At 37.5% G+C, this 18,817-nt stretch carries 17 protein-coding genes, 1 pseudogene and 1 other annotated feature (1 of these 19 running past the window's edge); of the genes and pseudogenes, 5 read left to right on the forward strand and 13 right to left on the reverse strand.

Features of this window, described 5'->3' with window-relative positions; genetic code table 11:
• Positions 1-2: 2 nt before the first annotated feature.
• Positions 3-641 carry a DUF2953 domain-containing protein gene (locus tag ACYVEC_RS20310; protein WP_063222490.1) on the reverse strand — a complete coding sequence of 213 codons (639 nt, stop codon included), beginning with the start codon at positions 639-641 and terminating at the stop codon, positions 3-5.
• Positions 642-845: 204 nt separating this feature from the next.
• Between ACYVEC_RS20310 and ACYVEC_RS20315 the strand changes: the two genes are divergently transcribed.
• On the forward strand, positions 846-1,649 hold the full coding sequence (locus ACYVEC_RS20315; protein WP_063222489.1) for an NAD kinase: 804 nt from the start codon (positions 846-848) through the stop codon (positions 1,647-1,649).
• A gap of 209 nt (positions 1,650-1,858) precedes the next feature.
• Here ACYVEC_RS20315 and ACYVEC_RS20320 read toward each other — a convergent pair whose 3' ends face one another.
• The 8 genes and pseudogenes from ACYVEC_RS20320 to ACYVEC_RS20355 all read right to left on the reverse strand — a co-directional run.
• Entirely contained in the window at positions 1,859-3,427 is a 1,569-nt protein-coding gene (locus ACYVEC_RS20320; RefSeq protein WP_460508063.1) for an amidohydrolase, read from the reverse strand.
• 69 nt (positions 3,428-3,496) lie between these two features.
• Entirely contained in the window at positions 3,497-3,928 is a 432-nt protein-coding gene (locus ACYVEC_RS20325; protein WP_063222487.1) for a VOC family protein, read from the reverse strand.
• Between the two features lie 102 nt (positions 3,929-4,030).
• Positions 4,031-5,617, reverse strand: a complete 1,587-nt coding sequence (gene mbcS, locus ACYVEC_RS20330; RefSeq protein WP_063222486.1) for an acyl-CoA synthetase MbcS — start codon at positions 5,615-5,617, stop codon at positions 4,031-4,033.
• A gap of 277 nt (positions 5,618-5,894) precedes the next feature.
• Entirely contained in the window at positions 5,895-6,092 is a 198-nt protein-coding gene (locus tag ACYVEC_RS20335) for an alpha/beta-type small acid-soluble spore protein (RefSeq protein WP_000124490.1), read from the reverse strand.
• Between the two features lie 80 nt (positions 6,093-6,172).
• Positions 6,173-7,387: a tRNA uracil 4-sulfurtransferase ThiI gene (gene thiI, locus ACYVEC_RS20340; RefSeq protein WP_060632540.1), complete on the reverse strand. Its 1,215-nt coding sequence runs from the start codon at positions 7,385-7,387 to the stop codon at positions 6,173-6,175.
• A gap of 6 nt (positions 7,388-7,393) precedes the next feature.
• Positions 7,394-8,536, reverse strand: coding sequence for a cysteine desulfurase family protein (locus ACYVEC_RS20345; protein WP_063222485.1), 1,143 nt, complete (start codon positions 8,534-8,536; stop codon positions 7,394-7,396).
• Positions 8,537-8,765: 229 nt separating this feature from the next.
• A complete protein-coding gene (gene ezrA, locus ACYVEC_RS20350; RefSeq protein ID WP_063222484.1) occupies positions 8,766-10,478 on the reverse strand; it encodes a septation ring formation regulator EzrA in 1,713 nt (570 codons plus the stop codon).
• Between the two features lie 384 nt (positions 10,479-10,862).
• Positions 10,863-11,678 (reverse strand): annotated as a pseudogene (locus tag ACYVEC_RS20355) (LysR family transcriptional regulator); the annotation flags it as partial.
• Positions 11,679-11,802: 124 nt separating this feature from the next.
• On the opposite strand from ACYVEC_RS20355, the gene ACYVEC_RS20360 reads away from it, so the two are divergent.
• The gene (locus ACYVEC_RS20360) at positions 11,803-12,747 is read left to right on the forward strand and encodes a DMT family transporter (RefSeq protein WP_275719066.1); all 945 of its coding nucleotides are present in this window, start codon (positions 11,803-11,805) and stop codon (positions 12,745-12,747) included.
• An 11-nt stretch (positions 12,748-12,758) separates the two neighbouring features.
• On the opposite strand, the gene refZ is transcribed toward ACYVEC_RS20360, so the two are convergent.
• Positions 12,759-13,397 (reverse strand): forespore capture DNA-binding protein RefZ, encoded by a 639-nt coding sequence (refZ, locus tag ACYVEC_RS20365; RefSeq protein WP_199677854.1) that lies wholly within the window; start codon positions 13,395-13,397, stop codon positions 12,759-12,761.
• A gap of 147 nt (positions 13,398-13,544) precedes the next feature.
• Between refZ and ACYVEC_RS20370 the strand changes: the two genes are divergently transcribed.
• Positions 13,545-14,024 carry a GAF domain-containing protein gene (locus ACYVEC_RS20370; RefSeq protein WP_063222481.1) on the forward strand — a complete coding sequence of 160 codons (480 nt, stop codon included), beginning with the start codon at positions 13,545-13,547 and terminating at the stop codon, positions 14,022-14,024.
• A 61-nt stretch (positions 14,025-14,085) separates the two neighbouring features.
• Here ACYVEC_RS20370 and megL read toward each other — a convergent pair whose 3' ends face one another.
• Positions 14,086-15,261, reverse strand: a complete 1,176-nt coding sequence (megL, locus tag ACYVEC_RS20375; protein WP_199677853.1) for a methionine gamma-lyase — start codon at positions 15,259-15,261, stop codon at positions 14,086-14,088.
• Positions 15,262-15,660: 399 nt separating this feature from the next.
• Between megL and rpsD the strand changes: the two genes are divergently transcribed.
• Positions 15,661-16,263 carry a 30S ribosomal protein S4 gene (gene rpsD / locus ACYVEC_RS20380; RefSeq protein ID WP_000135322.1) on the forward strand — a complete coding sequence of 201 codons (603 nt, stop codon included), beginning with the start codon at positions 15,661-15,663 and terminating at the stop codon, positions 16,261-16,263.
• A 447-nt stretch (positions 16,264-16,710) separates the two neighbouring features.
• Here rpsD and ACYVEC_RS20385 read toward each other — a convergent pair whose 3' ends face one another.
• Positions 16,711-16,839 carry a hypothetical protein gene (locus ACYVEC_RS20385; RefSeq protein WP_000050940.1) on the reverse strand — a complete coding sequence of 43 codons (129 nt, stop codon included), beginning with the start codon at positions 16,837-16,839 and terminating at the stop codon, positions 16,711-16,713.
• A 63-nt stretch (positions 16,840-16,902) separates the two neighbouring features.
• Here ACYVEC_RS20385 and ACYVEC_RS20390 point away from each other — a divergent pair, with 63 nt between their 5' ends.
• Positions 16,903-17,292 carry a YjdJ family protein gene (locus ACYVEC_RS20390; RefSeq protein WP_080468437.1) on the forward strand — a complete coding sequence of 130 codons (390 nt, stop codon included), beginning with the start codon at positions 16,903-16,905 and terminating at the stop codon, positions 17,290-17,292.
• A gap of 79 nt (positions 17,293-17,371) precedes the next feature.
• Here the strand turns inward: ACYVEC_RS20390 and tyrS are convergent, their stop codons facing one another.
• Entirely contained in the window at positions 17,372-18,628 is a 1,257-nt protein-coding gene (gene tyrS / locus ACYVEC_RS20395; RefSeq protein ID WP_000512081.1) for a tyrosine--tRNA ligase, read from the reverse strand.
• A gap of 70 nt (positions 18,629-18,698) precedes the next feature.
• Positions 18,699-18,817: a binding site (T-box leader), on the reverse strand; it runs 110 nt beyond the window's last position.

Raw genomic sequence — 18,817 nt, forward strand, 5'->3', positions numbered from 1 at the left:
CCCTATGCTTGAACAGATTTTTCTGTCGTACCAGATCTTTGTCTTCTCATAAACACGAGTAATTTCACCGCTGTTTTTATAGTACGGAATATACGAAAAGATGCTGTTAACTCACATCTTGATGCAAATCCTTTCCCTTGAAAAACAGGAGTAATTTCAAACTCTGGTACGTCGACAATATGCATATATTGTCCTACAACTCCAGCAGCCATTCCTTTTGTCCCCCATGCATATCCAGTGACAATTCCAGTACTAGCTGCGTCGCCTGCTCCAATTTGCGTATGCCATTTCCAACCATTGATTTTCACTCGTTTGAGAAAATCTTTAACAATAGTATGAACTTCTTGAAGCTTTTTTATCAGTTCCCCAATGCTATCAAGTTGTGCCATAATTTTATTATCTAGTCCGCCGTCCTCTTCAGCTTTTTCGATTTTTTGTCCTGTTTTCTTCTGCTGTTTTTCAATTCTTTCCAACACATCAAATGTATATCGAATCATCCATATTTTCACTTGAAGCAAACATTGCTTTTCCATTTCTGAATATAAAAATGTCACCTTAAGCTTTATTTTCGACAATAGTATAAACAAAATAAAAAGGAGAAGAATTATTATTCCAATTGCGAGCCACTTCATACGTATCATCCTTTCACTCCGTACCCATTATCGACAACTTTATTCATCATTAAACAGAGTTCCATAAGATTGAATATAAAAATTTTTCTAAAAATAAAAAGGTATTTTGACAATTTATATCGAAATATATTATTTGAACATATCATCGAGAACGGACTCTAATGATATGTAGCACGAAAAACAGAAAATTTAACTGCAGTGGAGGGATACATAATGGCAGATCGTCGCAATTTATTTTTCTTTTATGGTGATGACAAAGCAACGCTCGTTGAAAAAATGAAACCAATCTATCGTATTTTAGAAGAGAATGGATTTACCATATTAGATCATCCAAAAAATGCAAACGCTATCGTCAGTGTTGGAGATGATGCAACTTTCTTACAAGCCGTTCGTAAAACTGGTTTTAGAGAAGATTGTTTATACGCAGGGATTTCTACGAAAGATGAAATTTCGTTCTACTGCGATTTCCACCTTGATCACATTGATACAGCCCTTCAAGAAATTACAAAAAATGAAATTGAAGTGCGAAAATATCCAACAATTCAGGTAGATGTAGATCACGGTACATCTTTCCATTGTTTAAATGAGTTCTCATTACGTTCTAGCATTATTAAAACATTCGTTGTAGACGTTCACGTTGATGATTTATATTTCGAAACATTTAGAGGTGACGGTTTAGTTGTTTCTACCCCAACAGGAAGTACAGCTTACAATAAATCATTGCACGGTGCAGTTGTTGATCCGCTCATCCCTTGCTTCCAAGTAAGTGAATTAGCATCTTTAAATAACAACACATACCGTACACTTGGTTCACCGTTCATTTTAAATCACGAACGTACATTAACTTTAAAACTAAGACCAGACGGTAACGATTATCCTGTTATCGGTATGGATAATGAAGCGCTCAGCATTAAACAAGTGGAAAAAGCTGTTGTACGCTTAAGCGATAAACAAATTAAAACAGTTAAACTAAAAAACAATTCTTTCTGGGAAAAAGTACAGAGAACGTTTTTATAGCATGAAAATAACCGCCGAATTATGGAATTCCATAATTCGGCGGTTATTTATTTCTCTCGCTATCAGTCACTATTCTTGTCATTTCTTGTCGGTAAGTCGATATACTTTAATAATCGCTGATATATTCCGGATTGTGGTCGATATATTCCAATAATCGCTGATATATTTCAAGTTGCGGTCGATATATTCCGAAAATCGCTGATATATTTTCACTCATCTTTTCTATAGACGATCCGGCCATCTATTACAGTCATTTCTGCTTGTACTTCTTTTATTTCTTCTGCTTCTATTTCAAAAATATTTCGGTCTACTATCGTAAAGTCTGCTTCATATCCTTTTGTAATCTGCCCTCGCTTCGCTTCTTTTCCGATTGCATAGGCACTCCCTGTTGTAAATAAAGAAACAGCCTCATATACCGTTAATCTTTCTTCTGGCATATAACATACGCCGTCAATAAAACTTCTACGTGTAACAGCGCTATATATGCCTAGAAATGGATTTACTTGTTCAATTGGAGCATCTGAGCCACCGTTACAGTGTAATCCTGCTTCCAGTAACGTCTTCCAAGCATACGCATAACGAAGACGATGCTCGCCTAGTTTTTCAATGACTGATGGAAAATCCGATGAAAGAAAGACTGGTTGTATATCAATAATGGTTTGCAAGTTTTTCATTCTTTCAATCAACTCTTCACGGGCAAGCTGACAATGAATAATGCGGTCACGCAATCCGTCTGCTGGTGGATATAGTTCAAGTGCATCAATAACATACTGGAGCGATAAATCACCGATTGTATGAATCGCAACTGGCATATGTAAGTCTCGTGCTTTTTTCACTAACTCTGCAAGCTCTTCACGCGAGAAGATTGCAACCCCATTTGTTTCCTTCGCATCTTCATACGGTTCACTTAATAAAGCTGTTCTTCCGCCAAAAGAGCCATCAGAAAAAATTTTCATCGCCCCAAATTCAATATAGTGTTCATTTTCATATTCTTTTCGCTCATGCGCTACTTCATGGTGAACGAGCAAATGCGCTTTAAATGGCATTTCTTTTATAACATGAGAAAACGCATTATGCGTTTTTCTAAAACCACCGTAATAATTTAAATCTTCCGTATGCCCACCAACGAGTCCATATTGCCAACAATCTTTAATCGCTGTTTGCAAAGCGCTTTGTAAGTAGACTTCATCAATTTCAGGCTGAACATGTTTTATTAATTCTTGTCCTTGTTCATATAAAAGCCCGGTTAACATATTGGATGAATCTCGGCCAATTCTTCCACCCTTCGGATCTTTTGTCGCTTCTGTTATGTTCGCTTCTTGCAGTATGTATGAATTCACCCATGTGACGTGGCGACAAATGCGCTTTAATAAAATCGGATGTTCTTTCGAAATCGCATCTAAATCTTTTGCATGAACATCTTTCGTATCTGTAAAATTATTTTCATTCCAGCCTTCTCCAATAATCCAAGAGCCTTTTGGTGCTTCTTCTACTCGCTTCTGAACGAGAGTAAGCATGTCACTATACGATGTGCAATTTGATAAATCTAGACGAAGTAACCTCTCTCCATGCCCAATAAGGTGCATATGGCTATCAACAAGACCTGGAATCATTGTTTTCCCTTTTAAATCGTACAATTCTATCGCAGCATATCGGTTTTCTAACTCTTCCTTACTCCCAATATCAACGATCCTGCCATTTTCAACATAAATAGCTTCCACTTTTTCATTTTCTTCCCTCATCGTGTAAATGATGCCGCCGTACCAAATTTCTCCCATATATCCCATCTCCTTTGTTTTATTGTATAAAAAAAAGCACCATTTCAAAACATGGTGCTTTTCTAAACATTACTTTTGTTCAGTAGTAGACGTTGTAACTTGCCATTCAATATTAAATTTATCTTTTACTTGTCCGTATGCTGGGCTCCAGAACGTTTCTTGAAGTGGCATGATAACCTCTCCACCTTCTTGTAACTTATCGAATACTTCTTTCGCTTTTTCCGCGTTACTAATTTGAATTGCGATTGTTACTTGAGATCCAATTGCATGCCCTTGACCTGGGAATGTATCAGAAATCATAAGTTCCGTATTACCAACTTTTAAAGTGGCATGTAGAACGCGCTCTTTCGCTTCAGCTGGAATCGGGTATTCTGGATTTTCAGGCATGTCACCAAAAGTTTGCATGACTTCTACTTTTGCGTCTAACGCATCTTTATAAAACTGTACAGCTTCTTGCCCACTACCATCTAAAACTAAGTAAGGATTAATACCTAAAATCATACGGACACCTCTTTTTTAAGTTTATAAAATCGAACTTGTGTTCGTTTTTATATTATCATTGTTTTCCATTTTATTCAACTATTTCCTTCACTGTTTTCAAAATTATTTTGAGGGTAGCTCCATCTCTTGTTTTCTAAGTTCAATACGGCGAATTTTTCCAGAAATTGTTTTTGGTAGTTCATCTATAAATTCAATTTTGCGAGGGTATTTATATGGTGCAGTGAGTTCTTTGACGTGTTGTTGGAGTATTGGAATTAATGTTTCTTCGTTCTTTTCTATATTCTCTCTTAATACAATAAATGCCTTCACGACACTTCCGCGAATTTCATCAGGGCTTGCGACAACCGCACACTCTCTTACATAAGGATGTTTTACAAGCGCATCTTCTACTTCAAACGGACCGATTGTATAACCAGAGCTAATAATAATATCGTCACCGCGCCCTTCAAACCAGAAATAGCCATCTTCATCTTTCTTCGCTTTATCACCGGTAATATAATAATCACCGCGAAATTGCATCGCTGTGCGTTCATCGTCTTTATAATATTGTTTAAAGAGGGCTGGTGTTTCAATGTGAACTGCAATATCACCAACTTCTCCTACCTTTACCGGCATACCTTCCTCATCTACAATATCAACGTGGTTGCCTGGCGTTGGTTTCCCCATTGATCCTGGTCTAATATCCATCCCTTTCATTATACCAACAAGTAATGTATTTTCCGTTTGCCCATAGCCGTCTCTTACTGTAATATCAAAGTGTTTTTGGAACGTCTCAATGACTTCTCTATTTAACGGCTCACCTGCGGATACAGCGCTATGTAACGCTTCTAAATTATACTCACTTAAATTCTCTACTTTTGCCATTAATCTATACTCAGTCGGCGTGCAACAAAGCACATTCACCTTATTATCATTTAATAAATTTAAATATGTTTTCGGTTCAAACTTACCGTTGTATACAAATCCTGTTGCCCCAGAGCCTAGAGTTGCTAAAAATGGGCTCCAAATCCACTTTTGCCAGCCTGGACTAGCCGTTGCCCATACAACATCATTCTCTTCAATTCCAAGCCAATTTGGGGCGCTCGTACGTAAATGAGCGTATGCCCACGCATGCGTATGAACAACACCTTTTGGATTTCCTGTCGTTCCTGACGTGTAAGATAAAAAGACCATGTCCTCTTTATCTGTCTTCGCCATTTCTAACATGTCACTTTCTGTTTCTAACGCTGTTTTTAAATTGATCCATCCATCTACTGACTGCTCGCTCAGAACGAATTTTTGAAGAGATTCCATCACTTCTATATCATCAAACTGGCCAATGTACGGCTCATAACTTACAATTGCCTTTACTTCACCATGCCCGATTCGATATTCAATATCTTTTTTACGCAACATTTCCGAACTTGGAATTACGACAAATCCTGCTTTAATCGCTGCGATATACGTCATGTACGCTTCAATTAAACGCGGCATCATAATGAGGAGCTTGTCCCCTTTTTGCAGACCACTCTTTATAAAAGCGTTTCCAATTTTATTCGCACCTTGCATTAACTCAGCGTATGTAACTTCTCTTCTATTCCCTTTATCATCTTGCCAAATTAAAGCAAGCTTCTCTTTATCACCTGTATATTTCTCTATTTCAGAAACTAAATTATAAGACGGCGGTGCCAACAATTGTTCTCTCTTCATAAACATCCTCCTTTTTTTATGCCTCCCTTATATAATAAAGAATTTTCTGTCTATTTTGAACCCTCTTCTTTTGACAAATTTTTTAGTTCTGTCGAATTGGTAAATGAAATTGTATCGACGATTTTTTAAATATATCGAACACAACTTGGAATATATCAACGAAAAATTGAATATATCGACGTTTCGACAAAGGATATCGACTTACCGACAAATAGCGACACAACACAAAAAAGAAAGAGCGGGAGAACCCGCTCTTTCTAAGCCATCGTATATGGGATTATTTTTGGAAACCGCCTAATTGTTGCTCAGCTAGTGAAACTAGACGTTTAGTAATTTCGCCACCAACAGAACCGTTAGCGCGAGATGTTGCATCCGCTCCAAGTTGAACACCAAACTCTTGAGCGATTTCGTATTTCATTTGGTCTAATGCTGATTCAGCACCAGGAACCGCTAATTTATTTGTGCTACGTGCCATGTTATATCACCTCCTTGTGAGTATAGAGTGTGATAAATAACATGACTTCATACACGGTTTAGATATGGTAATTTATGGTTTTAGAAAAGTTCTTCGAATTTTTCTTCTTCCGCCACTACTTCTACTGTTTGCAATACCATTGTTTCTTTGTTCGCTACAGCTTCATCGATTAATGGTGTGAAATCATATTTCGCTTCAAAACGATTCGCTTTTTCACGCTTCGGCTTCGTCGCTGGGCTTGCTGGTGTGAATACTGTACAGCAATCTTCGTACGGACGAATTGAAATCTCATATGTGCCGATTTCTTCAGCAATTTTAATAATTTCTAATTTATCCATCGTAATAAGCGGACGAATAACTGGATAGTTTGTTACTTCGTTAATCGTATGCATACTATCTAATGTTTGGCTTGCTACTTGTCCAAGACTTTCACCAGTCGTGATTGCAAGTGCATTACGCTCCTCTGCGATACGCTCTGTAATACGCATCATCATACGGCGCATAACTGTCATTGAATAGCTAGATGGAATTTCTTTATTAATCGTTTTTTGCACTTCTGTAAATGGAACAAGGTGAAGTGTTACACGTTTACAGTATTTCGTTAACTCTTGTGCTAAATCAATTACTTTTTGTTTCGCGCGCTCACTTGTGAAAGGTGGGCTATGGAAGTGAACTGCTTCCACAGATACGCCGCGTTTCATCGTTAAGTAAGCTGCTACCGGGCTATCGATACCACCAGAAAGAAGTACCATTACTTTTCCGCCAACGCCAACTGGTAAACCGCCAGCTCCCATACGCTCATCGCACATAATGTAGCTATAACCACTGCGAATTTCTACACGTACATTTACATCTGGATTATGAACATCTACTGTAATATCTTCTGTATTTTCTAGAATGTGTCCACCAATCTCAGGTAATAATTCCATCGTTCTCATTGGGAAATGCTTATAAGAACGGTGTACAGTAATTTTAAATGTTTTCACATCGCCTTTTACTTGTAAGAAAGCTGCTAATGCACCTTTTTTAATATCTTCTAATTCTGATGGTACTTTCATCGCTAAGTTAAACTTATGAATACCAAATACATCTTTCAATCTTTCAGAGATCGCTTCATGATCTTCACCATTTAATTGGATGTACATACGGTCATGTGTTGCATCGATTTTAATATTTGGGAACTTTTTCAGTTTGAACTTCACGTTATCTTTTAATGTGCTTACGAATTTAGAACGGTTCTTACCTTTAGTCGTCATCTCTCCGTAACGAACTAAAATATATTCATATGTCATCATATTCCTTTACCTCATCACTTCATATAATTTTGGCATTGTTTGTTTCACAATACCTTCAAATTGTTTTACTTCTTCCATCGTGTTTTCTGGTGCCAAACTAATACGAATCGCACTTGCAGCAGCGGCATGCGGTACTCCCATTGACACTAACACTCTGCTCACTTCATTCGCTTTTGAAGAACAAGCAGACTTCGTCGATACATATACACCGTGTTCTTCTAAAGCATGAACGACCACTTCTGGTTTTAAACCAACAAATGATACATTTAAAATGTGCGGTGCTGCATATGCAAGCGACGTATTGATCGTTACATCTTCCATCTCTTTAAAGAAACGGACAAGCTCTGCTTGTAAACTTTGCAAATGAGCTACCTTTTCTTTCACTTGTTCCATTGTCATGCGAAGTGCTTTCACCATCGCTACAATGCCAGGTAAGTTCTCTGTGCCAGAGCGATACTTCAGCTCTTGTTGACCACCTGATAAAATTGGATCTAACCTTACGCCATCACGTATATAAAGCAGACCTGTTCCTTTTACACTGTGGAATTTATGTCCAGATATTGAGCAAAGATCAATATGAGAAGCGTATAAATCAAGCGGTACTTTTCCTATCCCTTGTACATGGTCCACATGGAATCTTATTTTCGGATAATTCGATAATAACGTTCCAATTTCAACAACAGGCTGAATCGCTCCAGTCTCGTTGTTCACGTGAATAATTGACACAAGAATCGTATCTTCACGAAGTGCTCGTTTTACATCCTCTACCGATACAACACCATGCTCATTAACCGGTAAATATGTTACATCAAAACCGAGATCTTCTAACTGTTTATATGCTTCAAACACAGACGCGTGTTCAATATTCGTTGTAATGATATGTTTACCGCGCGAACGATTCCTCATCGCTATCCCTTTAATCGCAAGGTTATTCCCTTCCGTTCCACCTGATGTGAAAATAATTTCAGAAGGTTTAACGTGAAGAAGCTGCGCTGCAATCGTTCTTGATTGTGTTAATAGACGCTCTGCCTCTCCTCCAAGCGAATGAATAGAAGAAGGGTTTCCAAAATATTTTCCAGCAACCGTTACGTACGATTGGAGGGCTTCTGGATATGGCTTCGTCGTCGCACTATTATCAAAATAGATCATCGTTCTTCCCCTTTCAGCGCTATCACATCATATAATCATATCACAAATACGTGTAATTACGCTAAGACTACTCAAAGGTTCCATTTTATCCCGATTGTGAAGGACAATAATTAGCGAGGATGCCCACACTGATTACAGTTTCACTTTATTTTAAAACAAATAACCTTACTGTATTCCGCTATTCATTATAGCAACATCGCCCTCAAAATTACACAAAAAAACAAACCCTTTATGAAAGGGTTTGTTCATTGTCTACATATTCAGCTATTTTTTGAACAACGCCAGGTTCAAGCTGCTCTAGTATAGAAGCCGCTTGTTCTAAAGCTGCATCGTATTGATATTCACGGAATAATTTCTCCGCATAATTTAAGCTCTCTGCAAGACTCTCATCATGACTACGGTAACGATTACCGTATTGAATTAATTTTTCAACTAAATACGCTTGTCCAATTAACTCTTCTGTCATTTCAGCTACACCATTAACAGTTGTGTATGCTTCTTCTAAACTGCTATTTACAGCGTTCATATTTAATGGCTTCACTTCTAATTGATCATATACAGCTTGCATTGCCATTTGTCCTCTTTTTAAATCTTCCATAATACTCTCTGGAAGGCCTGGCAAATTCGACTTTTGCATAAATCGTTTCGTTTCGAAAATGGTATTTCGCATTTCTTGTAATTTCTCACGCGCTTCAAATTCTTCTTTACGCATCGTTTGCAGCATTTCTTTATATTCTGCATGAAGTACTTTCAATGTTTCACATTGCTCATAAACCTCTTCTAATTCCTCACGAATAATAGAGAAGGCAATATCTTGTTCAGCAACGCGTAATTGTAGCATTTCAAAACGTTTCGTTAAAATGTGCATTTGCTTTTCAATTACTTTTTGAGACTCAATGTCCTTATCTTGTAACTGATAACTTTGTTTCACAAGTTGTGTTTCTGCTTTTGTTTCAATCGTTTCAGTGCGAATTTCTTCTAAATCTTCATAAACAGAAAGTGTTTTTTGCTCCACATAATGTCTCGCATGCACCTCTTGCTCCAGCTGATCATAGAAACCATCTAAACGCGTTTTTAAGTTTTCTACTTTTTCAGTCGCTTCCGTTATATGAAGCTCCTGTATATCCATTAAACATGTGTGTAGTTGTGTCGTCATATCGCGAACTTCTTTAGGGATTTCCAAATACTCTAATACATAACCTTGTCTTACCATATCGTTATGTCCGTGTAATAAGTCTTCCAGCTGAACTGGTAACGTCGCTTGACACTCTACCAATAAATCTGGAATTTGGTGAATAATGATTTCTAAATCTGCTAAACCTTCTTCCAAACTAATAACAATTTCTCTCGCTTTTAAATAGTCACCATTATCTGTTGCCTCTTCAAAGCTTTTAAATTTATTAGATTCAGCATCTAGCATCTCTTCAATTTTCTGCTCTGCTGCTCCATACATATGTCTATGAGCAAGAACACTCTTCTTCATACTACGATATGTATCACGTAACTCTTCAATTTCCGAGCTATTTTTTTCATGGCTTTCTAACAATTGCTGTAATTCATTTAAAATGTCTGTAATACGATTATCAGCATCATCTAAACCACTTATGGATTCATTCATCGCATGCTTTGCTTTTCGGAAGGAGAATTGCGAGGCGAATTTTCGCGCTTGCGCTAAATCTTTGTCAGCTTTCGGAAGGGTTGTTGATACAATTTCATCCCATTCTTCACGCCATTTACCAAACAGTTCTTCTGTTTGACCCGTCATATTTAAATCTTTTACCCGCTTTAGTTCATCTGCCACAGGTTTATCTTTTATCTCTTGTTTCCACTGCTCAAGTGCTTCAATATCTTTATATGAACGATTTCTTATCACAAGCTCTATCATGAGCAGCACTAGAATAGAGCTTACTACAATGATAACGATCGTCAGGATAGAATCCATGCAAAAAAGCCTCCTAGTTATATCTCTTTTTTTGTCCGTTCCGTTTATGAAATGGAAGGCATTATGTATAAAAAGGGAATTCCCCTATATTTAACAACTAACAATGTACTAATCATACCATGTAATGGCTTGTTTTTGACCTAGTTTTTTTAAAATTTCATGTTTCTTTCAATGCAATTGTAATCTTTCTCAATATTCTATTTGGATTATCTCTCATCATCAAATGAATGCAATAAAGTGAAACTTTAATCAATGGGGTTGTTTCCCGCCCACTGATTATTAGCCCTCACCAATCGGGCTTTTACGGGCAGTTGATTCCCCACCTAACTTCTTTGCTTTCGCTGAATTTTGAGGTGGGGTCTTACTGCCCGGCAAATAGCGGGACAAAGGTCCTTCTTCCATATGAGATGCGAAATAAATTTTACGCACAAGTGGTGGCTCAATAGAAATCGCATGTACATTCCCTTGCTTTATCGCTTGCTCTACTGACATTTCTGGAAGTAACGTGATACCAAGTCCAGCACCGACCATCGCAAGCATCGGTTCTGCATAAGAACTTTCAAATGCAATGATTGGTTTCGCACCTATCCCTTGAAACATATTCGTAATCATTTTCCTTACATCACAGATTTCTGGATATACAATTAACTTTTCATTTTGCAAATCTTCCATTCGGATTACTGTTTTTTCTTTATAAAGATGATCATTTGAAACGACACAAACAATTTTTTCTTCTCGCATTTCTTTTATACATGTAGCGCCTTCTACTACTGAATCAATGAACATCGCTTCAATCTTCCGTTCTTTAAAGAGTCCCATTAGTACTTTCGTATGCTCAATTTTCCATTCTACTTCGAACCCGTCACCTAATATATCTTTACATTTTGATATGTAATGTGCTGCTAAACTTGGCAATATGCCTATAGAAATGCTCCGCTTCTCTTGAAACTTCTTCATTTCGGCTTTCACTTCATGTATGTGTTCCAAAACCGGTAACATTCTTGTTATAAATAACTCTCCAGCACTTGTTAATTCGACTCCTTGCGCGGAACGCTTGAGTAAAGTAACCTCTAAATCCGCTTCTAACCTTTGAATTTGTTTACTAAGCGCCGGCTGAGAAATATGTAAAAGCTTACTTGCCTTTGATAAACTTCGCGTGTTCTTTACTTCAATAAACGATCGTACTGCCTCTAAATCCATCGTACACACCTCTAACAAAAAGTTATAACTGTCATAAGAAATCGGTATTTCCTTCTATAAACAATTACTCTTTATACTTATTTCATCAACTTACTATAACGAAATGTAAAGGGGAAAGATACTCTTGAACAAAAAACAAATGCTACTCGGATCCCTCCTATGCTTACTTGCCGTAACGGCTTGGGGATTTATGTTTCCTGTAATGGCAAACGCCTTACAGTTTATCGATCCGTTCTTCTTCACAACTATCCGATACGGATCAGCAGCTATTATTTTTCTTATTCTGTTATTAATTACCGAAGGGACACAGTCGCTCCGCTTAGAAAAGAGAACACTTTCGTTATTCTTTTACGGAACAGTCGGTTTCGCTGGATATGGTTTTCTCGTTTTCTACGGACAACAACTTGCCGGACCTTCTGGAGCCATCCATGCGGCTATGATTCAGTCTCTTATGCCACTCATCGCTTTATTATTGCAGGGGATAACAAAAAACAAACGCCCACAAAACTACACATTCCTTTGTATGTTCGTTGCACTAATCGGTGTTATGCTTGTCATTTCAAAAGGAAATATTCACTTATTATTTGGAGCTGCCAGTCACGTCTCAACAAATATACTTATGCTATGCGGCGTTACTTGCTGGGTCATTTACACGAACGGTGGTGCTCGTTTTCAATCTTGGTCACCACTTCGATATACGACGTTAACTTGTTTATTCGGCTCAATTTCACTCATCGTTATTGTCACTTTCTTCACTTACACAAACGTCGTTACTGTACCGTCACTCTCTACAATTATGAGCGTTCGTTTTGAACTCTTATATATGTCGATTATTGCAGGGGTTATCGCTGTATTTTGCTGGAACACAGGAAATCGCTATATTTCATCTATTAACGGCATATTATTTATGAATTTAGTTCCTGTCCTTGCACTTATCGGTTCCATCTTTCGAGGTTATACAGTCGACAAAATTGAAGTGGCCGGAGCCTCATTAACAATTATCGCGCTATTATGCAACAATTTATGGCAAAGAAAAGAAATCACAAGAATCCCCACCTCAGTTCGTTAGGTGGGGATTCTTCACATATGAACGGCTCTTGGCAATTCATAATACATATTCGTTATACATAATGTTTGTTCCATCCATTGTTCAATTTCTTTCGTGTACATTTCTAAGAAAAATGTTTCAGACGGAAAAGAATGCAGTACTTCCGATATATATTGCGGATATAAAAACGGCATATTCATCATGCCTTTTAATTGCGTCATAAACATTGTAAAAGATACCTTTCTAAATTCTTGCTTCATTTGTCCCTGTCTAATTATTTGCTCTATATAATATCTTTCTTTAGAAAAATAAACGGTCATCACTTCACGAATTAATGTCGTATCAAGCGAAAGCTCTCGGTAGAAGAAACGTGTCAGTTCCCTATTTTCAAATTGATATCGTAAAATTCCGCGCACCATTTGCACCATCACATCTTTAGCTGACAAATACTCTCTCTGTTCAAACGACACTTCAATCACATGAATATATCCTTCTAAAAAATCAGTAATAAGCCGTTCTAATAAACCTTGCTTTCCAGCAAAATAATATGAAATATTCGCTACATTCACATCCGCTCGCTTTGCAATGTCTCGCACCGAGGTTCCATCATAACCTTTCGTATTAAACAACGATATTGCCGCATCAATTACTTTTTGTTTCGTCTGTTTCATGCGCTCACTTCCTCTCACTGAACAGCTATAGTTTAAATTTCTTGACTTTTAAGACAAATTCCTTTAATTTTCTATCGACAAAGTCATGTGAAATACATCGTATTTTGCTAATATTTTACACATCTCGATAAAAAAGGAGCTGTTTCCATGTTTACTAAAGAAAGTTATGCAGGATCTCGTGAAGAGCAATATGAGACAGTAATTAAACAACTGGATGCATTATTAACTGGCGAATCAAACGTAGTCGCAAACTTATCAAATGCGTCCGCATTATTAAACCAATTTTTAGATCGTGTGAATTGGGTTGGCTTTTACGTAACAGAAGGAAATCAGCTTGTTCTTGGACCATTCCAAGGAATGCCTGCTTGCGTACGCATCCCATTTGGACGAGGCGTTTGCGGCGTTGCAGCTGAAACGAAAACAACGCAGCTTGTAGCAGACGTTCACCAATTCCCAGGACATATCGCTTGCGACAGTGCTTCAAATTCAGAAATCGTCGTACCGATTGTAAAAGAAGGAACTGTCATCGGTGTACTTGATATCGATAGCCCTGAAAAAAATCGTTTTGACGAAGTAGATCAGCGCTATTTAGAAAAGTTTGTGGAAACACTCCTAACACATATGTAAAAGGAAAAGAGCGAGTTATCGATTTAGTACATCACGTACAAAACCGATAGCTAGCTCTTTTTTATTGATTGACCGTAGATATGTTCTTTAACGCTTGCTCTAAATCAGAAGCAATATCCTCCCATGATTCTAAACCGACAGATAAACGTATTAAATTATCATAAATGCCCATTTCTTGTCTTAGCTCAGCTGGAATCGCAGCGTGCGTCATCGTCGCTGGATGCTGAATTAACGTTTCTGTATCTCCTAAACTTACCGCAATTGTAATAAAGTGAAGGTCATTGATAAACGCTTGCGTCTCTTCTTTCCCGCCTTTTACTGAAAAAGAAATCACACCGCCGCCCCGTTTCATTTGGCGAGATGCTAGTTCCCCTTCTGGATACCAAACACCTTCTACCGCATCATGATTTTTTAGGAACGACACAATTTTTTCTGCATTATCACAATGACGATCCATTCTTACCGCTAACGTCTTTAATCCACGTAACAATAACCACGCATCAAACGGCGCCATAATACCGCCGATATCTTTTCGCATCGGGCGAATTTTTTCAGCTAACGCTTTCGTTTTACAAATCGTTACCCCTGCTACAACATCACCGTGACCCCCGATATACTTTGTCGCACTATGCACAACCGCGTCACAGCCGAGTTCAAGCGGCCTTTGTAAATAAGGTGAACAAAACGTATTATCAACAATGACAAGTAAGCCATTTCGCTTTGCAACCCGAATCACTTGTTTTAAATCAATTAATTTCATTGTCGGATTAATCGGTGTTTCAACGAAAATAAGCTTTGTATTTGGGCGAATCTTATTTTCAATATCAGCCTCTGTTTCCATATCACAAAAAGAATGCGTAATCATAAATTTTTCTTCTAACACTTCTAAAAAACCGTACGTGCACCCATATAATCCATTTGAACAAATAATATGATCTCCAGCCTTTAGAAAACCAATTAAAGTTGCTGAAATAGCTGCCATACCGGATCCGAAAGCAAGTGCTTCCTCTCCTCCTTCTAACACCGCCATACGTTCTTCAAATAATTTTACAGTTGGATTTCCAAGTCTTGAGTAAATGTAAGATGGATCTACTCCCGCAAAACTCGCCTCACCTTGCTGTGCAGTCTCAAATGTAAATGTAGACGTTTGAAATAAAGGTGGTGTTAAACTTCCTTTATGTTCCTCAGATTTATAACCGTGATGAATTAACGCTGTCTCCATATGCTTCTTTTTCATAAAAACATCCCCTTTTATGTTTTTACTGCCGCATATTCATCAACAAAAATTTGATGAACGTTTTTACCATATTTTATGTAAGCGTTTTATTTGTGTTTCTATCTCTTCTTTTATATCGTTTTAAATTCCTTCTTGTTAATTTCCAAAATTTATATGCATAAAACAAAAACGTACTCGCTTGACGAAACTCTGGGTAAAAGATATAATAGCGTTTGTGTAAAATAAAAAGGCAGCCTTGTAATGTGAGTTTATCGTTTGTATTTTGTTCCTCTACGGAGGTGTATCTCGTAACTCCCTGCTGCTGGAGCGAAGGTACATGAAAACAAAATGCCCGTAAATATCGATTACGTCTGTTTTTATTTTACGTAAATAAAAACATTTTTAAAGGAGGAGTCAACTATGGCTCGTTATACAGGTCCAGCTTGGAAACTGTCTCGTCGTCTTGGAATCTCTCTAAGCGGCACAGGAAAAGAATTAGAAAAACGCCCTTACGCACCAGGTCCTCACGGTCCTAACCAACGTAAGAAACTTTCAGAATACGGTTTACAATTACAAGAGAAACAAAAACTTCGTCACATGTACGGCATGACTGAGCGTCAATTCCGTCGCACATTTGACCAAGCAGGTAAAATGCCTGGTAAGCACGGCGAAAACTTCATGATCCTTCTTGAAGCTCGTCTTGACAACCTAGTTTACCGTATGGGCTTAGCTCGCACTCGTCGTGCAGCTCGCCAATTAGTAAACCACGGTCACATCACAGTTGATGGATCTCGCGTAGATATCCCATCTTACCGTGTAAAACCTGGTCAAACTATCAGCGTTCGCGAAAAATCTAACAGCCTTGTTGTTGTTAAAGAAGCGATCGAAGTTAACAACTTCGTACCAGAATACTTAACTTTCGATGCTGATAAATTAGAAGCTACTTACACTCGTCACGCTGAGCGTTCTGAGTTAGCAGCTGAAATCAACGAAGCATTAATCGTAGAGTTCTACTCTCGTTAATCTCGGTACTCTGAAAAGAGTATTATTAAAAGCCTTAGGAACCTTGTTTATCAAGGGGCCTGGGCTTTTTTTATTTTATAAAACACATATAATTAGGCCAAAAATAAAAAAGCTGGTGTGTGTATAGAAATGGGTAAGTACAAAAAACAGATGAGAAAAGAAGCTACTTGTTTTGAAAGAAGAATTTACCACGATCCCTCTTCATTTAAAGAACCTCAAAAAAATAAAAATGCTATTAGAAGAATTAGTACAAGATGAAGTAATATTCATGGTGGAGCATTATGTCGTTACACGAATTAGAACAGATAAACCCCGTTCCCTAACAATGGTTCAGGATCATTAAAAAAATCGAGAAACAAAATACTGAATTACAAGGATAGAAATTACCTCTCCGAAAAAAAAACCAATCCTGTGGATTGGCTTTTTTCGTTTATATATAAAATAAAATTATTTATTTTCCTCTTTCTGAACATATACATAAGCATCTTTCTGCTCTTTATGTATATCTACCTTCGAATTCTCTGCAAGCTGACCCGCATTTAGCAAAGAAAAAATAATGAGCGCTTCTAGTGACATTTTGTTTTACCACTCCTTTCTAGTTGTTATACATTTATCATACCGCTTACATGTGATTTCCGTATGAACTCGAAAAGGAGATTACAACAAAAAGGTTACAGGAATACGAAGGCACGCTATAATAACCATAAAATAGGAGGTGGATTCTTTTTGACAATAAACCAAATGGTTCAGTTAGGTAGTGCATGTATGCTATTTATTACTTCAGCACTTATGAGTTGGTATCAGGGGAGTAATTTAATAGATTATCCTGATGAATGGAAATATAGCGCTAAGTTTACCAATTACTTTAAAGGTACTGTCTCAAATTACCAAGATATTTATCAAATCGATTTCTTTATATATGCAGCAAAATTTTATCCCGCGGCATTTATCGTTATGCTAATTAGTTTACTTTATATGCTCATATTAATTCTTTATATTCTATTTAAAAGAAAAGATCCGGCGATTTAAATCCATACATAAAAAACCCCGAATCATAAACTTTTCAGCCTACAATTCGGGGTACTATTTGTTTTATATTCGTTTCTAATTAGTAACGAATTAAGAAATATTTCTTTTTACCGCGGCGAATGATTGTGAATTTACCTTCGATGCGGTCGTTTTCTGTTACAACGTAGTCTAATGCTTGTGTACGCTCACCGTTTACGTAGATTGCGCCGTTCGTTACATCTTCACGTGCTTGACGTTTTGATGGAGAGATTTTGCTTTCCACAAGTAAGTCGATTAATACTGTATCTTCTGCAGTACGTTCTACAGATGGTACATCTTTGAATCCTTGCTCGATTTCGCTTGCAGTCAATTCTGCTACAGAACCACTGAATAATGCAGCTGAAATTTTAATTGCTTGCTCTAATGCTTCTTCGCCGTGAACAAGTTTTGTCATTTCAGAACCTAATGCTTTTTGTGCTGCACGTTTTTCTGGCGCTTCAGCTACTTGCTTTTCAAGCTCAAGAATTTCTTCATGAGATAAGAATGTGAAGTATTTTAAGTATTTAACAACATCACGGTCATCTGTGTTAATCCAGAATTGGTAGAACTCGTAAGGAGTTGTTTTTTCTGGATCTAACCAAATTGCGCCGCCTTCTGTTTTACCAAACTTCGTACCGTCAGATTTAGTAACAAGTGGAATTGTTAAACCAAATGCTTTCGCATCTTCTTCTGATTTACGGATTAATTCAAGACCAGCTGTAATGTTACCCCATTGGTCACTACCACCGATTTGTAGGCGGCAATTATGGTGTTGGTATAAGTTTAAGAAGTCGTATGATTGTAAAATCATGTAACTAAACTCAGTGAATGAAATACCAGTCTCTAAACGAGATGCTACTGTATCTTTTGCTAACATATAGTTTAAACCGAAGTTTTTACCGATATCGCGTAAGAATGAAATTACATCTAAGTTACCAAGCCAGTCATAGTTATTAGCCATTGTTGCTGGGTTGTCCACGTTTTCAAACTCTAAGAAGTTTGAAAGTTGGTTTTTAATGCTTTCTGTGTAGTAAGCAACTGTATCTTTCGTATTTAATGTACGCTCTGCTTTTTTACCACTTGGATCACCGATCATACCAGTACCACCGCCAACAAGTGCGATTGGTTGGTGACCAGCTAATTGGAAACGACGTAACATTAATACTGGTAACATATGACCGATGTGTAAGCTATCCGCTGTCGGGTCGAAACCACAGTATAATTTAACGCTTTCTTTTTCTAGTAATTGCTCAAGGCCCTCAGCATCTGTTTGCTGATTAATTAGACCGCGAAATTCAAGATCTTGTAAAATACCCATATCCTACATACTCTCCTTTAAGTTCATTACTGGCGTGAAGGTTGAAAACATAAAAAAATCGCCCCTTCAAATAAGGGACGATTTTGATTATCGCGTTACCACCCTAGTTGCAGACCAAAAAAGCCTACCACCTTATTTACATAACGGCTTAGCACCGTCTTTTCCCTTTTGAATACAATTCAATCGAAA

The organism is Bacillus sp. MN7755, from assembly GCF_054771475.1.